General features: G+C 71.6%; 18 protein-coding genes. 12 read left to right on the top strand and 6 right to left on the bottom strand.

All coding sequences use genetic code 11. The features are described 5' to 3' along the window. Positions 1 to 29 precede the first annotated feature (29 nt). On the top strand, positions 30 to 1,178 hold the full coding sequence (locus ACZ62B_RS06260) for a GGDEF domain-containing protein (RefSeq protein WP_468882889.1): 1,149 nt from the start codon (positions 30 to 32) through the stop codon (positions 1,176 to 1,178). 123 nt (positions 1,179 to 1,301) lie between these two features. Further along, complete coding sequence (hutH, locus tag ACZ62B_RS06255) at positions 1,302 to 2,840, top strand: histidine ammonia-lyase (RefSeq protein WP_344558045.1); 1,539 nt, start codon at positions 1,302 to 1,304, stop codon at positions 2,838 to 2,840. A 71-nt stretch (positions 2,841 to 2,911) separates the two neighbouring features. Here the strand turns inward: hutH and ACZ62B_RS06250 are convergent, their stop codons facing one another. Further along, entirely contained in the window at positions 2,912 to 3,226 is a 315-nt protein-coding gene (locus ACZ62B_RS06250; protein ID WP_201262987.1) for an LAETG motif-containing sortase-dependent surface protein, read from the bottom strand. A gap of 109 nt (positions 3,227 to 3,335) precedes the next feature. Between ACZ62B_RS06250 and ACZ62B_RS06245 the strand changes: the two genes are divergently transcribed. The 5 genes from ACZ62B_RS06245 (at position 3,336) to ACZ62B_RS06225 (ending at position 11,112) form a co-directional block, all read left to right on the top strand. Next, positions 3,336 to 3,701: a hypothetical protein gene (locus ACZ62B_RS06245; RefSeq protein ID WP_344557448.1), complete on the top strand. Its 366-nt coding sequence runs from the start codon at positions 3,336 to 3,338 to the stop codon at positions 3,699 to 3,701. 238 nt (positions 3,702 to 3,939) lie between these two features. Beyond that, positions 3,940 to 5,190: a L,D-transpeptidase gene (locus tag ACZ62B_RS06240; RefSeq protein ID WP_469689351.1), complete on the top strand. Its 1,251-nt coding sequence runs from the start codon at positions 3,940 to 3,942 to the stop codon at positions 5,188 to 5,190. Positions 5,191 to 5,341: 151 nt separating this feature from the next. Next, positions 5,342 to 6,811 carry an ABC transporter permease gene (locus ACZ62B_RS06235; RefSeq protein WP_469689350.1) on the top strand — a complete coding sequence of 490 codons (1,470 nt, stop codon included), beginning with the start codon at positions 5,342 to 5,344 and terminating at the stop codon, positions 6,809 to 6,811. Between the two features lie 78 nt (positions 6,812 to 6,889). Next, the gene (locus tag ACZ62B_RS06230; protein WP_344557442.1) at positions 6,890 to 7,573 is read left to right on the top strand and encodes an ABC transporter ATP-binding protein; all 684 of its coding nucleotides are present in this window, start codon (positions 6,890 to 6,892) and stop codon (positions 7,571 to 7,573) included. Between the two features lie 281 nt (positions 7,574 to 7,854). Then, positions 7,855 to 11,112, top strand: a complete 3,258-nt coding sequence (locus tag ACZ62B_RS06225) for a S8 family peptidase (protein ID WP_469689389.1) — start codon at positions 7,855 to 7,857, stop codon at positions 11,110 to 11,112. 175 nt (positions 11,113 to 11,287) lie between these two features. Here ACZ62B_RS06225 and ACZ62B_RS06220 read toward each other — a convergent pair whose 3' ends face one another. Continuing rightward, positions 11,288 to 12,205 (bottom strand): helix-turn-helix transcriptional regulator, encoded by a 918-nt coding sequence (locus tag ACZ62B_RS06220; RefSeq protein WP_344557432.1) that lies wholly within the window; start codon positions 12,203 to 12,205, stop codon positions 11,288 to 11,290. Between the two features lie 175 nt (positions 12,206 to 12,380). On the opposite strand from ACZ62B_RS06220, the gene ACZ62B_RS06215 reads away from it, so the two are divergent. Further along, on the top strand, positions 12,381 to 13,424 hold the full coding sequence (locus ACZ62B_RS06215) for an NAD(P)-dependent alcohol dehydrogenase (RefSeq protein ID WP_344557430.1): 1,044 nt from the start codon (positions 12,381 to 12,383) through the stop codon (positions 13,422 to 13,424). 88 nt (positions 13,425 to 13,512) lie between these two features. Here the strand turns inward: ACZ62B_RS06215 and ACZ62B_RS06210 are convergent, their stop codons facing one another. Next, entirely contained in the window at positions 13,513 to 14,631 is a 1,119-nt protein-coding gene (locus ACZ62B_RS06210) for a hypothetical protein (RefSeq protein WP_344557428.1), read from the bottom strand. Positions 14,632 to 14,772: 141 nt separating this feature from the next. Between ACZ62B_RS06210 and ACZ62B_RS06205 the strand changes: the two genes are divergently transcribed. Continuing rightward, positions 14,773 to 15,930: a cystathionine gamma-synthase gene (locus ACZ62B_RS06205; protein ID WP_344557427.1), complete on the top strand. Its 1,158-nt coding sequence runs from the start codon at positions 14,773 to 14,775 to the stop codon at positions 15,928 to 15,930. A gap of 7 nt (positions 15,931 to 15,937) precedes the next feature. Here ACZ62B_RS06205 and ACZ62B_RS06200 read toward each other — a convergent pair whose 3' ends face one another. From ACZ62B_RS06200 to ACZ62B_RS06190, 3 genes are all read right to left on the bottom strand, one after another. After that, the gene (locus ACZ62B_RS06200; RefSeq protein WP_344557425.1) at positions 15,938 to 16,186 is read right to left on the bottom strand and encodes a hypothetical protein; all 249 of its coding nucleotides are present in this window, start codon (positions 16,184 to 16,186) and stop codon (positions 15,938 to 15,940) included. Next, positions 16,183 to 16,686, bottom strand: coding sequence for a sigma factor-like helix-turn-helix DNA-binding protein (locus tag ACZ62B_RS06195; RefSeq protein WP_344557423.1), 504 nt, complete (start codon positions 16,684 to 16,686; stop codon positions 16,183 to 16,185). The genes ACZ62B_RS06200 and ACZ62B_RS06195 overlap by 4 nt, the downstream gene beginning before the upstream one ends. A gap of 252 nt (positions 16,687 to 16,938) precedes the next feature. Beyond that, on the bottom strand, positions 16,939 to 17,433 hold the full coding sequence (locus ACZ62B_RS06190) for a MarR family winged helix-turn-helix transcriptional regulator (protein ID WP_344557421.1): 495 nt from the start codon (positions 17,431 to 17,433) through the stop codon (positions 16,939 to 16,941). A gap of 168 nt (positions 17,434 to 17,601) precedes the next feature. Here ACZ62B_RS06190 and ilvA point away from each other — a divergent pair, with 168 nt between their 5' ends. The 3 genes from ilvA to ACZ62B_RS06175 all read left to right on the top strand — a co-directional run bounded on the left by ilvA (position 17,602) and on the right by ACZ62B_RS06175 (position 20,852). Next, positions 17,602 to 18,831, top strand: coding sequence for a threonine ammonia-lyase (gene ilvA, locus ACZ62B_RS06185; RefSeq protein ID WP_344557419.1), 1,230 nt, complete (start codon positions 17,602 to 17,604; stop codon positions 18,829 to 18,831). 186 nt (positions 18,832 to 19,017) lie between these two features. Beyond that, a complete protein-coding gene (locus tag ACZ62B_RS06180) occupies positions 19,018 to 20,010 on the top strand; it encodes an ATP-binding cassette domain-containing protein (RefSeq protein WP_344557417.1) in 993 nt (330 codons plus the stop codon). After that, positions 20,007 to 20,852, top strand: a complete 846-nt coding sequence (locus tag ACZ62B_RS06175; protein ID WP_398365464.1) for an ABC transporter permease — start codon at positions 20,007 to 20,009, stop codon at positions 20,850 to 20,852. The genes ACZ62B_RS06180 and ACZ62B_RS06175 overlap by 4 nt, the downstream gene beginning before the upstream one ends. Positions 20,853 to 20,892 lie beyond the last annotated feature (40 nt).

Genomic DNA, 20,892 nt, shown 5'->3' with positions numbered 1-20,892 from the left:
TCGGTCCTGAATCTTCCTAATCTGGAGAGATGGGTGAGGAGAGCCGGCTGGCGGCCGTGGTGGCGCTGGCCCAGGGCATGGCCGCCGCGCACGGTTCGCGGGACGCCTGGCGGGCCGCGGCCGGCGGGGCCTGCCGGGCGCTGGGCGGGAGCTTCGCCGCCCTGTCGGTGTGGGAGCGGGAGCTCGGGCGGCTGCGGGTCCTGGTGAACGTCGGCGAGCTGGCCGAGGGCGAGGAGGAGTTCCCGGAGAACGAGTCCTATCCGGTGCATCAGTTCGCCGAGATCACCGAGTTCCTGCACGAGCGGTGGGCGGGGGGCGGTGAGCCCGACGCCTGGGTGGAGACCGCCGAGGGGCCCTCGGCGGGGCGCGCCGGGTACTGCCATCAGCGGGTGGCCGCGCTCAGGCGGCGGGGCCGCGGGTGCTGTGTGGTCGCGCCGATCGTGCTGCACGGGCGGGCCTGGGGCGAGCTGTATGTGGCCCGGCCGGCCGGTGTGCCCGTCTTCGGGCGGGGCGACGCCGACTTCGCGACGGTCCTGGCCGCCGTCGTGGCCGCCGGGATCGCGCAGACCGAGCGGCTGGAGGAGGCCCGGCGGCTGGCGTACACGGACTCGCTGACCGGGCTGGCCAACCGGCGTGCCGTGGACGCGCGGCTCGACGAGGCCGTGGAGCGGCACCGGCGCGACGGGGCCGTCGTCAGCCTCGTGGTGTGCGATCTGAACGGGCTGAAGCGGGTCAACGACACGCTGGGGCATGCCGTGGGGGACCGGCTGCTGGAGCGGTTCGGGACCGTGCTGTCGCTGTGCGGGGCCATGCTGCCGGGGGCCCTGGCGGCGCGGCTCGGCGGGGACGAGTTCTGTCTGCTGGTGGTGGGGCCGCCGGCCGACGAGGTCGTCAAGGCGGCCGACGAGGTGTGCCGGCGGGCCGTGGAGCTGGGGATCGGGGACGGTGTCGCCTGCGGGGTGGCGTCCACCGAGGATCCCGTCGGGCCGGTGCGCTCCGCCCGGCGGCTGTTCCGGCTGGCCGACGCGGCGCAGTACCGGGCCAAGGCCGAGCGTGCCGCGCATCCCGTCGTGGCCGGACGGGAGGGGCCGGACGATCCCGTCGTGCGGCTCGCGGACGAGCCGTCGCGGGCGGCGGACGGGGAGCGGCGCCGGTTCCGGGGGCGGCATTCGCCGTAGCGCGCGGCCCGGCGGTGTGGGCTGTCGCGCGGGGCCTGTCGCGCGTGACCTGTCGGTAAGGGGTGCGGCGGGAATCCGGTGGTGACATCATTGAATTCAGTGCGTACGCTCCTGAATATGGATATGCACACTGTGGTGGTGGGGACATCAGGCGTGACCGCGTCCGACGTGCTCGCCGTGGCGCGCGGCGGTGCCCGCGTCGAACTGTCCGCGGAGGCGGTGGCCGCCCTCACCGCGTCCCGCGAGATCGTGGACGCCCTGGCCGCCAAGCCGGACCCCGTGTACGGGGTGAGCACCGGCTTCGGCGCCCTGGCGACCCGGCACATCAGCCCCGAGCTCCGTGCCCAGTTGCAGCGCAACATCGTCCGCTCGCACGCCGCCGGAATGGGGCCGCGCGTGGAGCGGGAGGTCGTCCGGGCGCTGATGTTCCTGCGGCTGAAGACCGTCTGCTCCGGACGCACCGGCGTCCGGCCCGAGGTCGCGCGGACGATGGCCGACGTGCTGAACGCCGGGATCACCCCGGTCGTGCACGAGTACGGCTCCCTCGGCTGCTCCGGCGACCTCGCCCCGCTGTCCCACTGCGCCCTCGCGCTGATGGGCGAGGGGGAGGCGGAGGGTCCCGACGGCAGCGTGCGGCCGGCCGGTGAACTGCTCGCCGAGCACGGCATCCAGCCCGTCGAACTGCGCGAGAAGGAGGGGCTCGCCCTCCTCAACGGCACCGACGGCATGCTCGGCATGCTGGTCATGGCCCTCGCCGACCTGGACCTCCTGTACAAGTCCGCCGACGTCACGGCCGCCCTGAGCCTGGAGGCGCTGCTCGGCACCGACAAGGTGCTCGCCCCCGAGCTGCACGCCATCCGCCCGCACCCCGGTCAGGCCGCCAGCGCCGCCAACATGCTGGCCGTACTGAAGGGTTCGGGGCTGACGGGGCACCACCAGGACGACGCGCCCCGCGTCCAGGACGCCTACTCGGTGCGCTGCGCCCCGCAGGTCGCCGGCGCCGGACGGGACACCCTGGCCCACGCCCGGCTGGTCGCCGAGCGCGAACTCGCAGCGGCCGTCGACAATCCGGTGGTGCTGCCCGACGGACGGGTGGAGTCCAACGGCAACTTCCACGGGGCCCCGGTCGCGTATGTGCTGGACTTCCTCGCCATCGCCGTCGCCGACCTCGCCTCCATCGCCGAGCGCCGCACCGACCGGCTGCTGGACAAGAACCGCAGCCACGGGCTGCCGCCCTTCCTCGCCGACGACGCCGGCGTGGACTCCGGGCTGATGATCGCCCAGTACACGCAGGCCGCCCTGGTCAGCGAGTTGAAGCGGCTCGCCGTACCGGCGTCGGCGGACTCCATCCCGTCCTCCGCGATGCAGGAGGACCACGTCTCCATGGGCTGGTCGGCGGCGCGGAAACTGCGCACGGCCGTCGACAACCTCACCCGGGTCGTCGCCGTCGAGCTGTACGCCGCCACCCGGGCCGTGGAACTGCGCGAGGGGCTGACCCCGGCGCCGGCCACGCGGGCGGTCGTCACGGCCGTACGGGAGGCGGGCGTGGGCGGGCCCGGCGCGGACCGCTATCTCGCTCCCGACCTCGCGGCGGCGGACGCGTTCGTGCGGGACGGACGGCTGGTCGCGGCCGTGGAGACGGTCACCGGACCGCTGAGCTGAACCGTCCGGGGCCCGGCGGCCGTTCCGCCGGGCCCTCCGTACATACGTCGCCGGGCTTCCCCGCGCATACGTCAGAGGCCCAGCCGCTCCCGGCGCACCGAGTAGACGACGAAACCGGCGCCGAGGGCGAGGCAGGCCGTGCCGCCGGCGATGTACGGGGTGCTGTCGAAGCTGCCGGTGTCCGCGAGGCGGACGTCCTCGCCCCCACCGCCGACGGACGTCGACACGACTCTCGCCTGCTGTGTGACCTGCGGAGACGGACTCGCCGAGACCGTGTCCGCCACCGGTGTGTTCGAGGTCGCGTTGGCGGACGGGACGAACCACAGGGCGCACAGCAGGGTGCCCGCGGCGGTGGCGGTCAGCAACGGACGGAGCGCGGAAGACACGGAATATCGATCCCCTTGTGGCGCTGGCGAATTGGCCGTGTGGGCAGATGTTAGTGAAAGTCGCGGGTCACAGGAAAGTCACGGGCACCCGAGGCCGTACGCTCCGGGCATGAGCACCCCAGAGACATCACGGTTTGTACGGCTTCGCGTGGAACTCGTCCTCGAGATCGACGACGAGGAGGCGGTGACCGGGGCCGCGCTGAGCAGGATCGCGGAGGACGGCGACATGCCGGACGAGGAACGGGTACACGCCGAGAGCGCCGTGACGGAGGACACCGCGGAGGCCCTCGCCCAGCTCGTCGACCCGTTCGCCCTGCTCGGCGAGGTGCCGGGTGTGGAGCTGCTCCAGGCCTCCTGGAGCGGCGAGGAGATCGACTACGACCCCGACTCGCCGGAGTGGGACCTCGACGAGGACGAGGACGACGAGCCCTACGACGACGAGGGTGACGAGGACGGGGCGGACCGAACCGGCTGAGGCGTTTTGGGGAAATCGTGACCCCGGGCGGCAACCGCCACCGGGGTCCTGTCGTCTCAAGCGACGGAGGCCGACCGGAAACCCTCGCCGTCCGTCCGGCGGACGTGGCGAGCCCCACACTCGCGGGCCGTGGGGAACGGGAGGGCACGGTCGTAGCGTTGAAGGTTGTGGACGAGGTCCCTCGTCTTCGCGGCGGGCCTCGTGGGGTTGGGATTCGGCAACGATGGAGAAGCGTGTGATGACGGTCGGTAAGCGGCGCAGGGGTCTGGCGGCCGCGTCCGCTCTGCTCGGCGGAGTGCTGGTGCTCTCGGCGTGTTCCGGTGGTGACGACAGCGCCTCGGGCGACAGCGACAAGGGCGGTTCACAGGCCCAGGTCGACGAGGCGGCGGCGAAGAAGTCCTCCGAGGCGCAGATCAAGATCACGCCGAAGGACGGTTCCAACAACGCCTCCATCAACAACTCCGCCGCCGTGACCGTGGCCAAGGGCACGCTCACCGAGGTGAAGATGACCACCGCCGACGGCACCGCCGTCGCCGGTGAGATATCCGCCGACAAGAAGAGCTGGAAGCCCAGCGCCCAGCTCGAGCGCGCCACCACCTACAAGCTGTCGGCCACCGCCGAGGACTCCGAGGGCCGCGCCGCCCACGAGAACGCCTCGTTCACCACGGTCGCCCCGGACAACAGCTTCATCGGCACCTTCACCCCGGACGACGGCACCACCGTCGGCGTCGGCATGCCGGTGTCGATCAACTTCGACAAGGCCATCACCAACAAGGCCGAGGTGCAGAAGGGCGTCACCGTCACCAGCAGCAGCGGCCAGGAGGTCGTCTGCCACTGGTTCAACGCCAACCGCATGGACTGCCGGCCCGACGAGTACTGGCAGGAGGAGTCCACCGTCACGCTGAAGCTGGCGCTCGACGGGGTCGAGGGCGCCGAGGGCGTCTACGGTGTGCAGCAGAAGACGGTCACCTTCAAGATCGGCCGCAACCAGGTGACGTACGTCGACGCCAAGACCAAGCAGATGAAGGTCACGCAGGACGGCAAGACCGTCCGCACCATCCCGATCTCCGCCGGGGCGCCCGAGAACAAGACGTACGAGGGCCAGATGGTGATCTCCGAGAAGTTCAAGGAGACCCGGATGAACGGCGCGACGGTCGGCTTCACCGACGACGACGGCAAGGGCGAGTACGACATCAAGGACGTGCCGCACGCCATGCGGCTGAGCACCTCCGGCACCTTCATCCACGGCAACTACTGGGGCGCCAAGTCCATCTTCGGCAGCGTCAACACCAGCCACGGCTGCGTGGGCCTGTCCGACACCAAGGGCGCGAACGACCCGAGCACGCCGGGCGCCTGGTTCTACGACAACTCGATCATCGGCGACGTGGTCGTCGTCCAGAACACCGGCGACAAGACCATCGCCCCGGACAACGGCCTCAACGGCTGGAACATGGACTGGGAGCAGTGGAAGGCGGGCTCGGCGGTCTGACGCCGGCCGCGCACGCGGCGCCCCACCCCACCACCTGACCGATGCCGCCGTCCGCCCCTTCCGGGGAGCGGGCGGCGGCATCGGTCTTCTTCTCATGGGGCTCTTATGGAGCGCTTATCGCTTCATCACCCGGTGTCCCTAGCTTGCCGCCATGTTCTTCACCTACCTGAGGCGCGAGCTGCGCCGCCGCAGAAAGGCGGCCCTCGTCGTCGCCTCCGGGCTCGCGCTCGGCATCGCGCTGGTCATCGTGGTCAACTCCGTGTCCTCCGGCATGGGCAAGGCGCAGGAGAAGGTCCTGGAGTCCCTGTACGGGCTCGGCACGGACATGACGGTCACCAAGGCCGCGGAGGCCCAGTCCGGGACCGCCGGCGAACGCCCCCGGTTCCGGTTCGACGCCCAGGACGACGGCTCCGGCGAGGAGCAGAGCAGCGACCGCGTCATGGTGCAGGGCTTCCAGACCCTGGCGAGCTCCACCGTGACCGAGGTCGGCGAACAGGACGGCGTCGCCGACGCGGTGGGCGGACTGAGCCTCCAAGTCATGAAGGTGAGCGGCGAGTTCACCCGGGGTCAGTTCCAGCAGGACGGCCAGGGCGGTACGGGCGGCCAGGGCGGTCCCGGTGGCGGCCAGTCCTCCCCGCAGGGCCAGGTCGAGGGCGGCGGCGCCGACTTCGACGTCAACAGCTACTCCGTCTACGGCACCGACGTCACCGAGCCCGCCCTCGGCCCGCTGACCTCCTCCGAGATCACCGACGGACGCACCTTCAAGACGACCGAGACCAATGCGAAGGTCGCCGTCGCCGACTCCGCCTACGCCAAGGAGAAGGAGCTCGAGACCGGTGACACCGTCACCGTCAAGGGCACCGAGTACGAGGTCATCGGCATCGCCACCGCCACCAGCGGGGACGCCGCGGCCAACCTCTACCTGCCGCTGAAGCAGGCGCAGACCCTCGCCGACGCCAAGGACAAGGTCACCACGATCTACGTCCAGGCGACCGACTCCCAGCAGATCGACAGCGTCAAGTCCGGGATCCAGAAGAACATTTCCGGTACGACCGTCACGACCTCCGCCGACCTCGCGGACACCGTCTCCGGCTCCCTGTCCACCGCCTCCTCGCTCGCCGCCGGTGTCGGCAAGTGGCTGTCGGCCGTGGTGCTCGTGGCCGCGTTCCTCGTCGCCGGTCTGCTCACCTCCTCCGCCGTCTCCCGCCGGGTGCGCGAGTTCGGCACCCTCAAGGCGCTGGGCTGGAAGTCCGGCCGGGTGACCCGGCAGGTGGTCGGCGAGTCCATGGTCCAGGGCCTGATCGGCGGCGCCCTCGGCATCGCGCTCGGCCTGGCGGGCGCGTACGCCGTCACCGCCGTCAGCCCCACCCTGCAGGCCCAGCTCGGCGGCGGCAGCGGTGGCGCCGGCGGCATGGGCGGACCCGGTGGAGGCGGCATGGGAGGTCCCGGCCGGCAGACCGCCGCCAAGACCCTCGACGTCGCGCTCACCGCGCCGGTCAGCCTCACCACCCTCGCCCTCGCGGTCGGCCTCGCCGTGGCCGGCGGTCTCGTCGCCGGCGCCTTCGGCGGCTGGCGCGCCTCCCGGCTGCGGCCGGCCGACGCGCTCCGCCGCGTCGAGTAGCACCCGCCCGGCACCGGCAACCGGGGCCCGCCCGCGGCGGACGGGCCCCACCCCCGCACGCGATCCAGGAGCAGACCCATGTACGAACTCAGAGGCGTCACCCGGCGCTACACGCGCGGCAAGGAGACCGTCGACGCCCTCGACGGAATCGACCTGACCATCCCCGACGGCGACCGGCTCGTCATCCAGGGCCCCACCGGCGGCGGCAAGTCCACGCTGCTGCAGATGCTCGGCGGCCTCGACCGGCCCACCTCCGGCGAGATCGTCCTCGACGGCACCGACCTGGCCAGGCTGCCCGAGGCCCGGCTCACCCGGGTCCGCAGCGAGAACATCGGCTTCGTCTTCCAGTCGTTCAACCTGATCCCCACGCTCACCGCGCAGGAGAACGTCGAGACCGCGCTCGTCCCGCTCGGCGTGAAGGCCAAGGAGCGCCGGGAGAAGGCCGCCGAGGCGCTGGCGTCGGTCGGCCTGGGCGAGCGGCTGGGCCATCTGCCCGGCGAGATGTCCGGCGGTCAGCAGCAGCGCGTGGCCATCGCGCGGGCGCTGGTGAAGGAGCCGAAGGTGCTGCTCGCCGACGAACCCACCGGAAACCTCGACGAGTCGACGCGCGACGAGATCATGGACGTGCTCATCCGCATGTGGAAGGAGCTGGGGCTGACCTTCGTCATGGTCACCCACGACTCGGCCATCGCGAAGGCGGCCCCGCGCCTGGCGACGATCCGCAAGGGGCGGATCACCGTGAAGGAGAACACGAAAGCCTGACCGGGAAAGCGCCGACCACACGGTTGTGTAACGGAGTTCCGGCGGTGGCATCACAGTCACCCGGCGACTTCCGCACCCTTCCCGGCGTCCCTTGAGGCGCTTGATCACCCCTCGGCATACTGCGGGATCCGGGGGGTGCGCGCATGCGTACGAGACCACCCCCGACCGGGTGACACCGAGTTCACCCGGCGATCTCGCTAGGGGGAACCTTGCGCAGACAAGTGAAGAGGGCGCGCGCGGCCACGGTCGCCACGGCGACCGCCGTGGCGCTCGCGGCGGGCATGGCCGGCCCGGCGTCGGCCGACGGGGAGCGCACGACCGCCGCCGCCTCGACGGGGGCGTCCGCGGCGCAGGCCGAGCACCGGATCACGCTGATCACGGGGGACCGGGTCGCCGTGGACGCCAAGGGCCGCGTGGTCGGCCTGGAGCGGGCCGAGGGCCGGGAGCACATACCCGTACAGGTCCGCCGCACCGGCGGCCACACCCTCGTGCTGCCGGCCGACGCCGCCCGGCTGATCGCGAGCGGCAGGCTGGACCAGCGGCTGTTCGACGTCACCGAGCTGAACAAGGCCGCGACCCGCGGCTCCCAGAAGCGGGGCCTGAAGGTCATCGTCGGCTACAAGGGCGGCGCACAGGCCGCCAAGGGCGACGTCCGTGACGCGGGCACGGTCCGCCGGACCCTGAAGTCCCTGAACGCGGACGCGGTGCAGACCCCGCACGAGGACACGCCCGAGCTGTGGGACGCCGTCACCGACGGCGACAGGACCGCCTCCGGCATCGCCCACGTCTGGCTCGACGGGGTCCGCAAGGCATCCCTCGACACGTCGGTGGCGCAGATCGGCACCCCGAAGGCCTGGGCGGCCGGCTACGACGGCAAGGGCGTGAAGATCGCCGTCCTCGACACGGGTGTCGACGCCACCCACCCGGACCTCAAGGGCCAGGTGACCGCGTCCAAGAACTTCACCTCCGCGGACAGCGCAGGCGACAAGGTCGGCCACGGCACCCACGTCGCCTCCATCGCGGCCGGTACGGGCGCCAAGTCCAAGGGCACGTACAAGGGCGTCGCGCCCGGCGCCAAGATCCTCAACGGCAAGGTCCTCGACGACACCGGCTCCGGTGACGACTCCGGCATCCTCGCCGGCATGGAGTGGGCGGCCGCGCAGGGCGCCGACGTGATCAACATGAGCCTGGGCGGCATGGACACGCCCGAGGTGGATCCGCTTGAGGCGGCGGTCGACAAGCTCTCCGCCGAGAAGGGCGTCCTGTTCGCCATCGCGGCCGGCAACGAGGGCCCGCAGTCGGTCGGTTCGCCCGGCAGCGCGGACGCCGCGCTCACCGTCGGCGCCGTCGACGACAAGGACGCGCTCGCCGACTTCTCCTCCACCGGCCCGCGCGCCGGCGACGGCGCCGTCAAGCCGGACGTCACCGCTCCCGGCGTGGACATCACGGCCGCCTCGGCGAAGGGCAACGCCATCGCCGAGGAGGTCGGCGAGAAGCCGGCCGGGTACATGACCATCTCCGGCACGTCGATGGCGACCCCGCACGTCGCGGGCGCGGCGGCGCTCCTCAAGCAGCAGCACCCCGAGTGGACCTCGGCGGAGCTGAAGGGCGCGCTCACCGGCTCCACCAAGGGCGGTAAGTACACGCCGTTCGAGCAGGGTTCGGGCCGCGTCCAGGTCGACAAGGCCATCAAGCAGACCGTGATCGCCGACCCGGTGTCGCTGAGCTTCGGCATCCAGCAGTGGCCGCACACCGACGACAAGCCCGTCACCAAGCAGCTCACCTACCGCAACCTCGGCACCCGGGACGTCACCCTCGAGCTGACGTCGACCGCCACGAACCCCAAGGGCAAGGCGGCCCCGGCCGGCTTCTTCGCCCTGGGCGCCACGACGGTCACGGTCCCCGCGGGCGGCAAGGCCTCCGTGGACGTCACCGTCGACACCAGGCTCGGCGGCACGACCGACGGCGCGTACTCGGCGTACGTGGTCGCCACCGGCGGCGGGCAGACCGTACGCACGGCCGCCGCGGTGCAGCGCGAGGTCGAGTCGTACGATGTGACGCTGAAGTTCCTCGACCGCGCGGGCAAGCCGGCCGCCGACTACGTCGCCAACCTCGCCGGTCTCTCCGGCCTGGGCGCCGACCGGTGGTACCAGCCCTACGACGCCGACGGCACCGTCACCGTCCGCGTGCCCAAGGGCGGTTACGTCCTGGACACCAGCATCCTCGTCGGCTCCGACCCGGAGACGTACGAGGGCGCCGACTGGCTCGCCCAGCCCAGGCTGGACGTCACCCGGAACACGACGATCACGCTGGACGCCCGCAAGGCCCGGCCGGTGAAGATCACCGTGCCGGACAAGGCGGCCAAGCCCGAGTTCGCCTCCGCCGACTACACTGTCGAGACGAACGACTCCTCCTACGGGTTCGGCTGGTGGCTGGATTCGTACGACAACTTCCGCTCCGCCCACCTCGGCCCGCAGATCACCGACGGCTCGCTGAGCCAGCAGTGGGACGCCCACTTCAGCAAGGGCGCCAAGGACCAGTACGACACCGTCATCGGCGGCAAGGTCAAGAAGCTGGCCACCGGCTACACCCGGCACTACAAGGCGGGCGACCTCGCCACGGTGAAGGTCGGCATGGGCGCGGCGGCGAGCGGCAAGAAGGGCACCGTCAACGCCCTGGGCCTGCTGCCCGGCGGCACCGGCGGCTCCTCGATCGGCATCCCGCAGAACCTGCCCGGCACCCGCACCCTGCACCTGTCCACCGTGGCCGGCGTGAAGTGGGACCTCGACTTCGAACAGCAGGGCGGTGTCGACGCGGACGGCTGGCCCGTCTCCGAGGCCGGGTACCTCATCGGCCGGGAGAAGGGCTACAAGGCCGGCAAGACGTACCAGGAGACCGTGAACACGGCCGTCTTCGGGCCGAGCCTCACCTCCGAGTACGGCCTCTTCCGCGACGGCAACAGCATCTCGGGGCTCGTCCCGCTGTTCGCCGACGGCAAGGGCCACGCCGGCTCCTCGGTGTTCACGTCGGTCACCACCAGCCTCTACCGCAACGGCAAGAAGGTCGGTTCGCACGACGACCCGCTGTTCGGGGAGAAGGAGTTCAAGGTCCCGTCCGGGGACGCCTCCTACAGGCTGACCACCTCGGTCAAGCGCAGCGCCGCGGTCGCCGCCGCCTCCACGCGGATCGACGCGAGCTGGACCTTCCGCTCCAAGAAGACCGCCGAGCTCAAGCAGCTTCCCGCCTCCACGGCCCGCTTCCAGGCGGCCACGGGGCTGGACAGCAAGGCGACGGCCGGCAAGAAGGTCACGATCCCGGTCACCGTCGAGGGCGCCGCCAAGGGCAAGAACCTCAAGTCCCTGACGGTGCACGTGTCGTACGACCACGGCAAGACCTGGAAGAAGACCACGGTCAAGAAGGGGAAGATCACCGTCAAGAACCCGGCGAAGGGGAAGGCCGTCTCCTTCCGCGCCGAGATCGCCGACAAGAAGGGCAACACGTCGACGATCTCGGTCTACAACGCGTACTACGGCAAGTAGTCCGTGAGCGGACGGCCCGCCGGAAGACTTCTCCTCCGGCGGGCCGTTCCGCGGCTGACGCGGGAGAAACCGGGCGTCGCGGGCTGAGGACCGCCGCCTGTCTCGGGGAGCCGTGACGGTCAGGGATCGGGGAGCCGTGACGGTCAGGGATCGGGGGAATCGTGGCGGTCCGGGCTCAGGGAGCCGTGGCGTCCGCCCCGGCCCGCATGGCGTCCGCGCCCCAGCTGCACAGCAGCTTCAGGGCCTCCGCCGACGGTGAACCCGGCTCCGCGAAGTACGTGACCAGCGACTGCCCGGTGTCGTCACCGGCCGGACGGAACGACTCCCACAGCAGCGTCAGCTCACCGACCAGCGGATGCCGGACGTGCTTGACGCCGTGGCTCTTCTCCTTGACGTCGTGCGCCGCCCACAGCCTGCGGAACTCCTCGCTCTTCACCGACAACTCGCCCACCAGCGAGGAAAGCTGCGGGTCGTCCGGGTGACAGCCCGCGTCCATGCGCAGATAGCCGACCATGTCGTGCGCCTTCTGCTCCCACTCCACGAACAGCTCGCGGTAGTCCGGGTTCAGGAACACCAGCCGCGCCCAGTTCCGCTCCTGCGCCGGAAGCCGCCCCCAGTCCCCGAAGACCGCCGCCGCCATCCGGTTCCAGGCGAGGATCTCCGAGCGCCGGCCCACGACGTACGCCGGGACCGCGTCCATCGACTCCAGCAGGTGCCGCAGCGCGGGGCGGGCCTGCTGGGTCCGGGCCACCGGCTTCCGCTTCTGCCGCTTCGGCTTCGCCAGGTGCGTGAGGTGGGACCGCTCGGCGTCGGTGAGGCGCAGGGCGCGCGCGATCGAGTCCAGCACCTCCGCCGACACGTTCTGCCCGTTGCCCTGTTCCAGGCGCGTGTAGTACGCCACGGACACCCCGGCGAGCTGGGCCAGCTCCTCGCGGCGCAGGCCCGGCACCCGGCGGTGCCGTCCGAAGTCCGGCAGGCCCACGTCCCCCGGCTTCAGCCGGGCCCGCCGGGTGCGCAGGAACTCGCTGAGTTCCGCTCGCGGGTCGAGGCCGCCGTTCGCCGGGCCGGCCGGGTGGGTGTGCTGCTCGTCCATGACTCCAGTATTCCCGGTCGTACGCACGGCATCCTGTCCCCGTCAGTGGTACGCACGGCCAACGTAGGCAGAACCGTGGTCTGGGTAAGTACGTGACGTCGTCGCAGGCTGGATGCCGTGCCCGGCCGGACGGAAAGACAGCCGGGCGTACGACCACACGAGGAGAACCCCCGGCATGACCACTGTTGCCGCATACGCCGTACCCGCCGCCAAGGCTCCGCTGGAGCGGACGACCGTCGAGCGGCGCGCGGTCGGCGAGCACGACGTCCTGATCGACATCAAGTTCGCGGGCATCTGCCACTCCGACATCCACCAGGCCCGTGAGGGCTGGGGCGAGGCGATCTTCCCGATGGTCCCCGGCCACGAGATCGCCGGTGTGGTGTCCGAGGTCGGCCCCGGCGTCACCCGGTACCGGGTGGGTGACCGCGTGGGCGTCGGCTGCATGGTCGACTCCTGCCGCACGTGCGAGAACTGCGAGGCCGGCCGGGAGCAGTACTGCACCGGCAGCGGCATGGTCGGCACGTACAACGCCCTCGACAAGAACGGCGAGCCCACCTACGGCGGCTACTCGGAGAAGATCGTCGTCGACGAGGAGTACGTCGTCCGCATCCCCGACGGGCTGGCCCTCGACGTCGCCGCGCCCCTGCTGTGCGCCGGCATCACCCTGTACTCCCCGCTGAAGCGCTGGGGCGCCGGCCCCGGCAAGAAGGTCGCGGTCCTCGGCATGGGCGGTCTCGGCCACATGGGCGTCAAGATCGCGCACGCGCTGGGCGCCGAGGTGACGGTGCTGTCGCAGTCCCTGCGGAAGAAGGACGACGGCCTCAAGCTGGGCGCCGACCACTACCACGCCACCAGCGACCCGAAGACCTTCGAGGAGCTGCGGGGCACCTTCGACCTGATCGTGTCGACGGTGTCGGCCCCGCTGGACTTCGGCGCCTACCTGTCCCTGCTGAAGACGGAGGGCACGCTGGCGAACGTGGGCGCTCCCGAGGAGCCGGTCGCCCTCAACCTCTTCTCGCTGCTCGGTGGCGGCAAGACCCTCGCCGGTTCGATGATCGGCGGCATCGCCGAGACCCAGGAGATGCTGGACTTCTGCGCCGCGCATGGCATCGGCGCGGAGATCGAACTGATCGGCGCGGCCGAGATCAACGAGGCGTACGAGCGCGTCCTGAACAGCGACGTCCGCTACCGCTTCGTGATCGACACGGCGACGATCTGACGCCCGGCGCCGTGTCTCCGGGCCGCCGGGGCCCGGAGACACGCGGGGGCCGCCGCCTTCGGCGGGACCCCCGGCGGGACGGCACGGGTCAGTGCGGGAGCGTCGCCGGGCTGCCGCCGTTCGCCTCGTAGCCGGCCACCGCCAGGGCGCGGTAGACGGCGAACTCGGCGGCCGGGTCGGGGGAGAGGGTCCAGGGGAGGGCGCCCACGTGGCCGTCGATGTGTATGAGCTGGCTCATGGCCTCCGCCCAGCGCTCGCCGCGGACCAGGAAGAAGACCAGCAGGTGCCGCACGTGCGCCGCCATCGGGTCGTCGGGGCGGGCCGAGTGCACCGCGTGCAGCGCGCCGTGCATCGCCTTGGTGACGGTCTCGCTCCGGTAGAAACCGGCGACCAGGTTCACCTCGGGCAGGTGCTCGAACACCGCGAAGAGCGGCATGGCGGCGAGGAGGGAGCCCTGGGGCGCCCGCGCCGCCGCGGCCTCCGCGAACTCGTACGCCTGCTGCCGCGAGCCGTGCCACTTCTCGCACCAGTAGTGCAGCGCGGCCAGGTGCGCCCCCATGTGGGCCGGGGCGCGGTCCAGGATCTTCAGCCAGACCTGCTCGAAGTCCTGCTGCGAGTAACCGAGTCCACGCGCCACCGACAGCTCCACGATGTACGGGACCGGGTCACCGGGAGCCAGCAGCGCGGCCTCGCCGCACGCCGCCTTCGCCTCCTCCATGATGATCCGGAACTCGTCCGTCCCGGGCGCCGCCGTACGCCACGCCTGCTGCACCAGGAACTCGGCGTGCACCGCGGCTCCCCCCGCGTCCTTGGGCATCTCGGTCCGCCACACCCGCAGCCACTGCCCGCCCGGCGCCTCGCCCACCCCGCCGGGCCGCTGCTTCAGCTCCAGCGAGGCCGCGCCCGCGAACGCCTGGACGCGCTGCCAGCGCAGCTCGCCCTCCGCGTCCGTGCCGGCCAGCAGCTGCTGCGCCGCGCGGTAGTCCTGGGTGCGCTGCACCAGGTCCAGGACGTCCAGCAGGTCCTGGTCGGGGCCGGGCATGCGGATGTCCAGCTCCTCCTCGCGGGCGAAGCCGTAGTTCGCCGGGTCCGCCGCGTCCGGGTGGCCGGCGGGGACCTGCGTGATCGTCCCGCGCCCGCGCCTCACGAACGGCAGCACCACGAAGCCGAGCATGACGAGCGCGATCAGGACCCAGAGAATCTCCATGTCACAAGCGAACCAGACCACGCCGACAATTGGCCAACCCGGTACCGGGCCCTGTGGAAAACCCCCGGCATCCGCCCCGCCGCCCGCCCCGACCGCTCCGCGTCCGTCATCCGCGCCGTACGCGCACTACCCTCGGTGCCCATGAGCGACAGGCACATCAGTCAGCACTTCGAGACGCTCGCGATCCACGCGGGCAACACCGCCGACCCCCTGACGGGCGCGGTCGTCCCGCCGATCTACCAGGTGTCCACCTACAAGCAGGACGGCGTCGGCGGCCTGCGCGGCGGCTACGAGTACAGCCGCAGCGCCAATCCGACCAGGACCGCGCTGGAGGAGAACCTCGCGGCCCTGGAGGGCGGCCGCCGCGGCCTCGCGTTCGCGTCCGGACTGGCGGCCGAGGACTGCCTGTTGCGTACGCTGCTCAGCCCCGGCGACCACGTGGTGATCCCGAACGACGCGTACGGCGGCACGTTCCGCCTCTTCGCCAAGGTCGTCGCCCGCTGGGGCGTGGAGTGGTCGGTGGCCGACACGAGCGACCCGGCCGCCGTGCGGGCCGCCCTCACCCCGAAGACCAAGGCCGTCTGGGTGGAGACCCCCTCCAACCCGCTGCTCGGCATCACCGACATCGCCGCCGTGGCCCAGGTCGCCCGGGACGCGGGCGCCCGGCTCGTCGTCGACAACACCTTCGCCACGCCGTACCTCCAGCAGCCGCTCGCGCTCGGCGCGGACGTCGTCGTGCACTCCCTGACCAAGTACATGGGCGGCCACTCCGACGTCGTCGGCGGCGCCCTGATCACCGGCGACGCGGAGCTGGGCGAGGAGCTCGCCTACCACCAGAACGCGATGGGCGCGGTCGCAGGCCCCTTCGACTCCTGGCTGGTGCTGCGCGGCACCAAGACCCTCTCGGTCCGCATGGACCGGCACAGCGAGAACGCGACGAAGGTCGCCGACATGCTCACCCGCCACGCGCGCGTGACGAGCGTCCTGTACCCGGGGCTGCCCGACCACCCCGGTCACGAGGTCGCCGCCAAGCAGATGCGGGCCTTCGGCGGCATGGTCTCCTTCCGCGTGGAGGGCGGCGAGGAGGCGGCCGTCGAGGTCTGCAACCGGGCCCAGGTGTTCACGCTCGGCGAGTCCCTGGGCGGCGTCGAGTCGCTGATCGAGCACCCCGGGCGGATGACGCACGCGTCCGCGGCCGGTTCCGCGCTCGAGGTCCCCGCCGACCTGGTGCGCCTCTCCGTGGGCATCGAGAACGTCGACGACCTGCTCGAAGACCTCCAGCAGGCGCTCGGCCGGTAGACCCCGGTCACCAGCCCGTGAGCGGTGGAGTCGTCTCCGACGGCGGCTCCACCCACGGGCGGACCGTCAGCGCCCACACCACGAACGCCACGGTCACCGCCAGCAACAGCAGCCACATCGCGCGGCGGGCGAGCGTCCTGCGGCGCAGGATGCGGGCCCCGCGGCGGACCGCGTCCGCGTGGAGCCCGTGCGGCACGCGCGGCGGCGACTGCTCCAGCATCCGCCGTACGGTCGCCTCGCGCCTCAGCCGGGTCACGACGGCACCGCCTCGACACCGCCCACCGCGGGGGCCGGTCTGGGGGGCGGGCGCAGCACGGTGGCCATCGCGCGGTGGAAGACGGTCCGCACGCGCTCCGCGGACAGGCCGAGCAGGGCCGCCGTCTGCTCCTCGGCGACTCCTTCCCGCAGCCGCAGGACCAGGATCAGGCGTTCCTGCGGGGAGAGCCGGGCCAGCGGGCCCGCCGGGCGGGCGCGGGGGCGGAGCAGTCCGCCGCGCCGGTGCCAGGCGCCGCTCGCGAAGCGGGTCGCCAGGTACCGGCGGGTGTGGACGTAGGGGTCCGCGCCGTGCAGCCGGTCCCAGCTCGCGTACGTGTGGGCCAGCGCGAGGGTCAGCAGGCGCCGGGCGTGCGGGTTGGCGTCCGGCGGTTCGGCGGTGAGCAGGGTCGCGGTGTGCAGCAGGCGGGGGCCGGCGCCCGCGACGTACGCCTCGAACTCGCGGGCGCGGAGGTCGTCCTGGGAGGTGTGCCGTGGGTGCAACCGTGCCTCCCCTCGCCCCTGAGAGCCCTCGGTTCTCATATCAGGGCAGGGTGCGTCCCGCGGTCAAGAGACGTGCACATGTGGGCGGATCCCGGTTTTCTCGCCCCCGCCGCCCCTTCCCGCCCCGACCTGGGGCTCCGCCCCGGACCCCGCTCCTCAAACGCCGGAGGGGCTGGAAGTCAGCCCGTCCGGCGTTTGAGGACGAGGCCCGTTCAGGGCCGAAGGGGGTCTGGGGGCGCAGCCCCCGGAGAGTCAGGAGTCCACCCGCTCAGAGGTGGACATCCGAGCCGACAGCGCTCCGTTGAAGCGCGTCAGGAGCGCGCAGAACGCCTCGCGCTCCTCCGGCTCCCAGTCCTGCGTCAGCTCGGCCATCAACTGGCGCCGCGAGGAGCGCACTTCCTCCAGGCGCGACTGTCCGCGCGGGGAGAGCTGGAGCACGACCGCGCGGCCGTCCTCGGGGTGCGAGGTCCGTTTGACCAGGCCGGTGTCCACGAGCGGGGCGACCTGCCGGGTGACCGTCGAGGAGTCGATGCCCATGCTCGCGGCGAGCGCCTTGACGCCCATGGGACCTTCCTTGTCGAGGCGGTTGAGCAGCAGGTACGCGGCGCGGTCCATCGAGTTGCGCACCTGGCCGACCCCGCCCAGACGCGTCTGTTCGGCACGGCGGGCGAACAACGCCACCTCATGCTGCAGCGTGTCGAGAAGACCGGTGTCGCCGACGGCCGTCAGGTCCGTCCTCATGTCCATCGACATATCAGGTGTTGTGGGCATGGCCGGGGGCTCACTTCGTGGAGGGCTGCTAATTGGGGGACAGGGTACGCGGCCGGACGTCGGCCCGTACCGGCGCTGCGCAAAGCCGAGTCCGCGGATTGGTCACTCCGGTCGCCGTCACCGGCGGACTGCGATGCTGGAGTCATGAGCTACAGCACGGCCGAATCCCTGCGGACCGTCACTCTCGACGATGTGCGCGGTGCCTGGAAGATGCTCTCGGGCGTGGCACGGACGACCGCGCTGGAGGGCAGCAGGCACCTGTCCCGGCGGGTGGGCGCGCCGGTGCACCTGAAGTGCGAGAACCTCCAGCGGACGGGGTCGTTCAAGCTGCGCGGCGCGTACGTCCGGATCGCCGGGCTGCTGCCCGAGGAGCGGGCCGCCGGTGTCGTCGCGGCGAGCGCCGGCAACCACGCTCAGGGTGTCGCGCTGGCGTCGTCGCTGCTCGGGGTGCGGTCCACGGTCTTCATGCCGAAGGGCGCCCCGCTGCCGAAGATCAGCGCGACCCGGGAGTACGGCGCCGAGGTGCGCCTGCAGGGCCAGGTGGTCGACGAGACGCTGGCCGCGGCGATGGAGTACGCGCACGAGACGGGCGCCGTGTTCATCCATCCCTTCGACCACCCGGACATCATCGCGGGCCAGGGCACGGTGGGCCTGGAGATCCTGGAGCAGTGCCCCGAGGTGCGCACGATCGTCGTCGGGGTCGGCGGGGGCGGGCTGGCCGCCGGGATCGCGGTCGCGGTGAAGGAGCTGCGGCCCGATGTGCGGATCGTCGGCGTGCAGGCGGCGGGCGCGGCGGCGTATCCGCCCTCGCTGGCGGCCGGGCGTCCGGTGTCGGTGCGCAACCCGGTGACGATGGCCGACGGGATCAAGGTGGGGCGGCCCGGTGACGTGCCGTTCGGGATCGTCGGCGAGCTGGTGGACGAGGTGTGCACGGTCACCGAGGACGAGCTGTCGGCCGCGCTGCTGCTCTGTCTGGAGCGGGCCAAGCTGGTCGTCGAGCCGGCCGGGGCGAGCCCGGTCGCGGCGCTGCTGAGCCGGCCCGGCGCCTTCGAGGGGCCGGTCGTCGCGGTGCTGTCCGGCGGCAACGTGGATCCGGTGCTGATGGAGCGGGTGCTGCGGCACGGCATGGCCGCGCAGGGCCGCTACCTGGCCGTACGGCTGCGGCTGACGGACCGGCCGGGTGCCCTCGCCTCGCTTCTGGGGGCGTTGTCAGTGGCGGACGCTAACGTCCTCGATGTGAGCCACGTACGGACCGATCCACGGCTCGGGCTCACGGAGGCGGAGGTCGAGCTGCACCTGGAGACCAAGGGCCCGGAGCACTGCGCGGAGGTCAACAGGGCTCTGCGCGAGGCGGGTTACACGGTCATGGACTGATACCCGACCGGGTGTCACTCCTTCGGGCAATTCCATTGTGAGACGCGATACATCGCGTTATGGTGTGTGTCTCGCCGCCGGGTTGGCCGCCGTCCGTTCCGCCACCCGCGCCCGACGAAAAACCTCAGCACACCAAAGCGCGCAAACCTAGGCTTTCCGAAGAATCACGACGACGTGGAGACTCATATGCCAGGCGCCATCTATGCCGAAGGTCTGGTGAAGACCTTCGGGAACGTAAGGGCACTGGACGGCGTCGACCTGGAGGTCCCCGAGGGCACCGTCCTGGGCCTGCTCGGGCCGAACGGCGCGGGAAAGACCACCACCGTCCGCTGCCTGACCACCCTGCTGCGGCCCGACAGCGGCAAGGCGGTCGTCGCAGGCATCGACGTGCTGAAACAGCCCGACGCCGTACGCCGCTCCATCGGCCTGTCCGGCCAGTTCGCCGCCGTCGACGAGTATCTGACCGGCCGCGAGAACCTGCAGATGGTCGGACAGCTCTACCAGATGAAGGCGAAGGCGGCGAAGGCCCGCGCGGACGAACTGCTGGAGCAGTTCAACCTCGCGGACGCCGCCGACCGCACCGCCAAGACCTACTCCGGGGGCATGCGCCGCCGCCTCGACCTCGCCGCCGCCCTGGTCGTCTCGCCGCCCGTGATGTTCATGGACGAGCCGACCACCGGCCTCGACCCGCGCAACCGCCAGCAACTGTGGGAGGTGATCAAACAGCTCGTCTCCGGCGGTACGACCCTGCTGCTCACCACCCAGTACCTGGAGGAGGCCGACCACCTCGCGCACGACATCGCGGTCGTCGACCACGGCAAGGTCATCGCCCAGGGCACCTCCGACCAGCTCAAGGCCCGCACCGGCGGCGAACGCGTCGAGGTCGTGGTGCACGAACGCGAGCACATCCAGTCGGCGTCCGCCCTCCTCGACAAGTACAGCCTGCGCGGCGCCGGCCAGGGCGACACCACGGTCGAGGACCACATGCGCAAGATCACCACACCGGTCTCCGGCGGCGCGAAACTCCTCGCCGAGATCATCCGCGACCTCGACACCAACGGCATCGAGATCGACGACATCGGTCTGCGCCGCCCCACCCTCGACGACGTCTTCCTCTCCCTCACCGGCCATGTCGCGGAGGCCAAGGACGACCAGGACACCAAGGAGACCGCGAAATGAGCGCCGTCACCGACACCGTCCGGGTCACGGCCCCCGGCAACCCCATCGGCCGGTCGATCCGGGACTCCCTGGTCGTCGCCAAACGCAATCTGATCCGCATGGCCCGGATCCCCGAAGTGGTGATCTTCGGGCTCATCCAGCCCATCATGTTCGTGGTGCTGTTCTCGTACGTGTTCGGCGGGTCCATGGACATCGGCGGCAGTACGAGTCCGCAGGTCTACCGAGAGTTCCTGATGGCCGGCATCTTCGCGCAGACCGTCACCTTCGCCACCGCCGGAGCCGGGGCGGGCATCGCCGAGGACATGCACAAGGGGCTCATCGACCGCTTCCGCTCCCTGCCCATGGCGCGCGGCGCGGTGCTCACCGGCCGCACCCTCGCCGACATGGTGCAGACGGCGCTCACCCTGCTGGTGCTCGCCGTCGTCGCCCTCCTGGTCGGCTGGCGCACCCACACCAGCGTCGGCGAGGTGCTCGGCGCGTTCGCCCTGCTCCTGCTGGCCGGGTACGCGTTCACCTGGATCGGCGCGCTCATCGGCCTGTCGGTCCGCACGCCGGAGGCGGCCACCTCCGGCGGACTGGTCTGGCTCTTCCCGGTGACCTTCGTGTCGAACGCGTTCGTGGACTCCAGCAACATGACGCCCTGGCTGCGCCACATCGCCGACTGGAACCCGTTCAGCGCCACCGTGCAGGCCTGCCGCGAGCTCTTCGGCAACCCCGGGGTCTCCACCTCGGACGCCTGGCCCATGCAGCACCCGGTGTGGGCGTCGCTGATCTACTCGGTCCTGATCATCGCGCTCTTCCGGACGCTCGCCGTGCGCAAGTACCGCTCGGCGGCGGCATGACGAAGCCCCCGGCACCGCAGGGGTGCCGGGGGCCCGTCGG

The sequence above is a fragment of the Streptomyces sp. NPDC053426 genome, assembly GCF_055585405.1.
The sequence above is the reverse complement of the archived record's forward strand: the minus strand, read 5'-3'. Positions and strand labels throughout refer to the sequence as shown.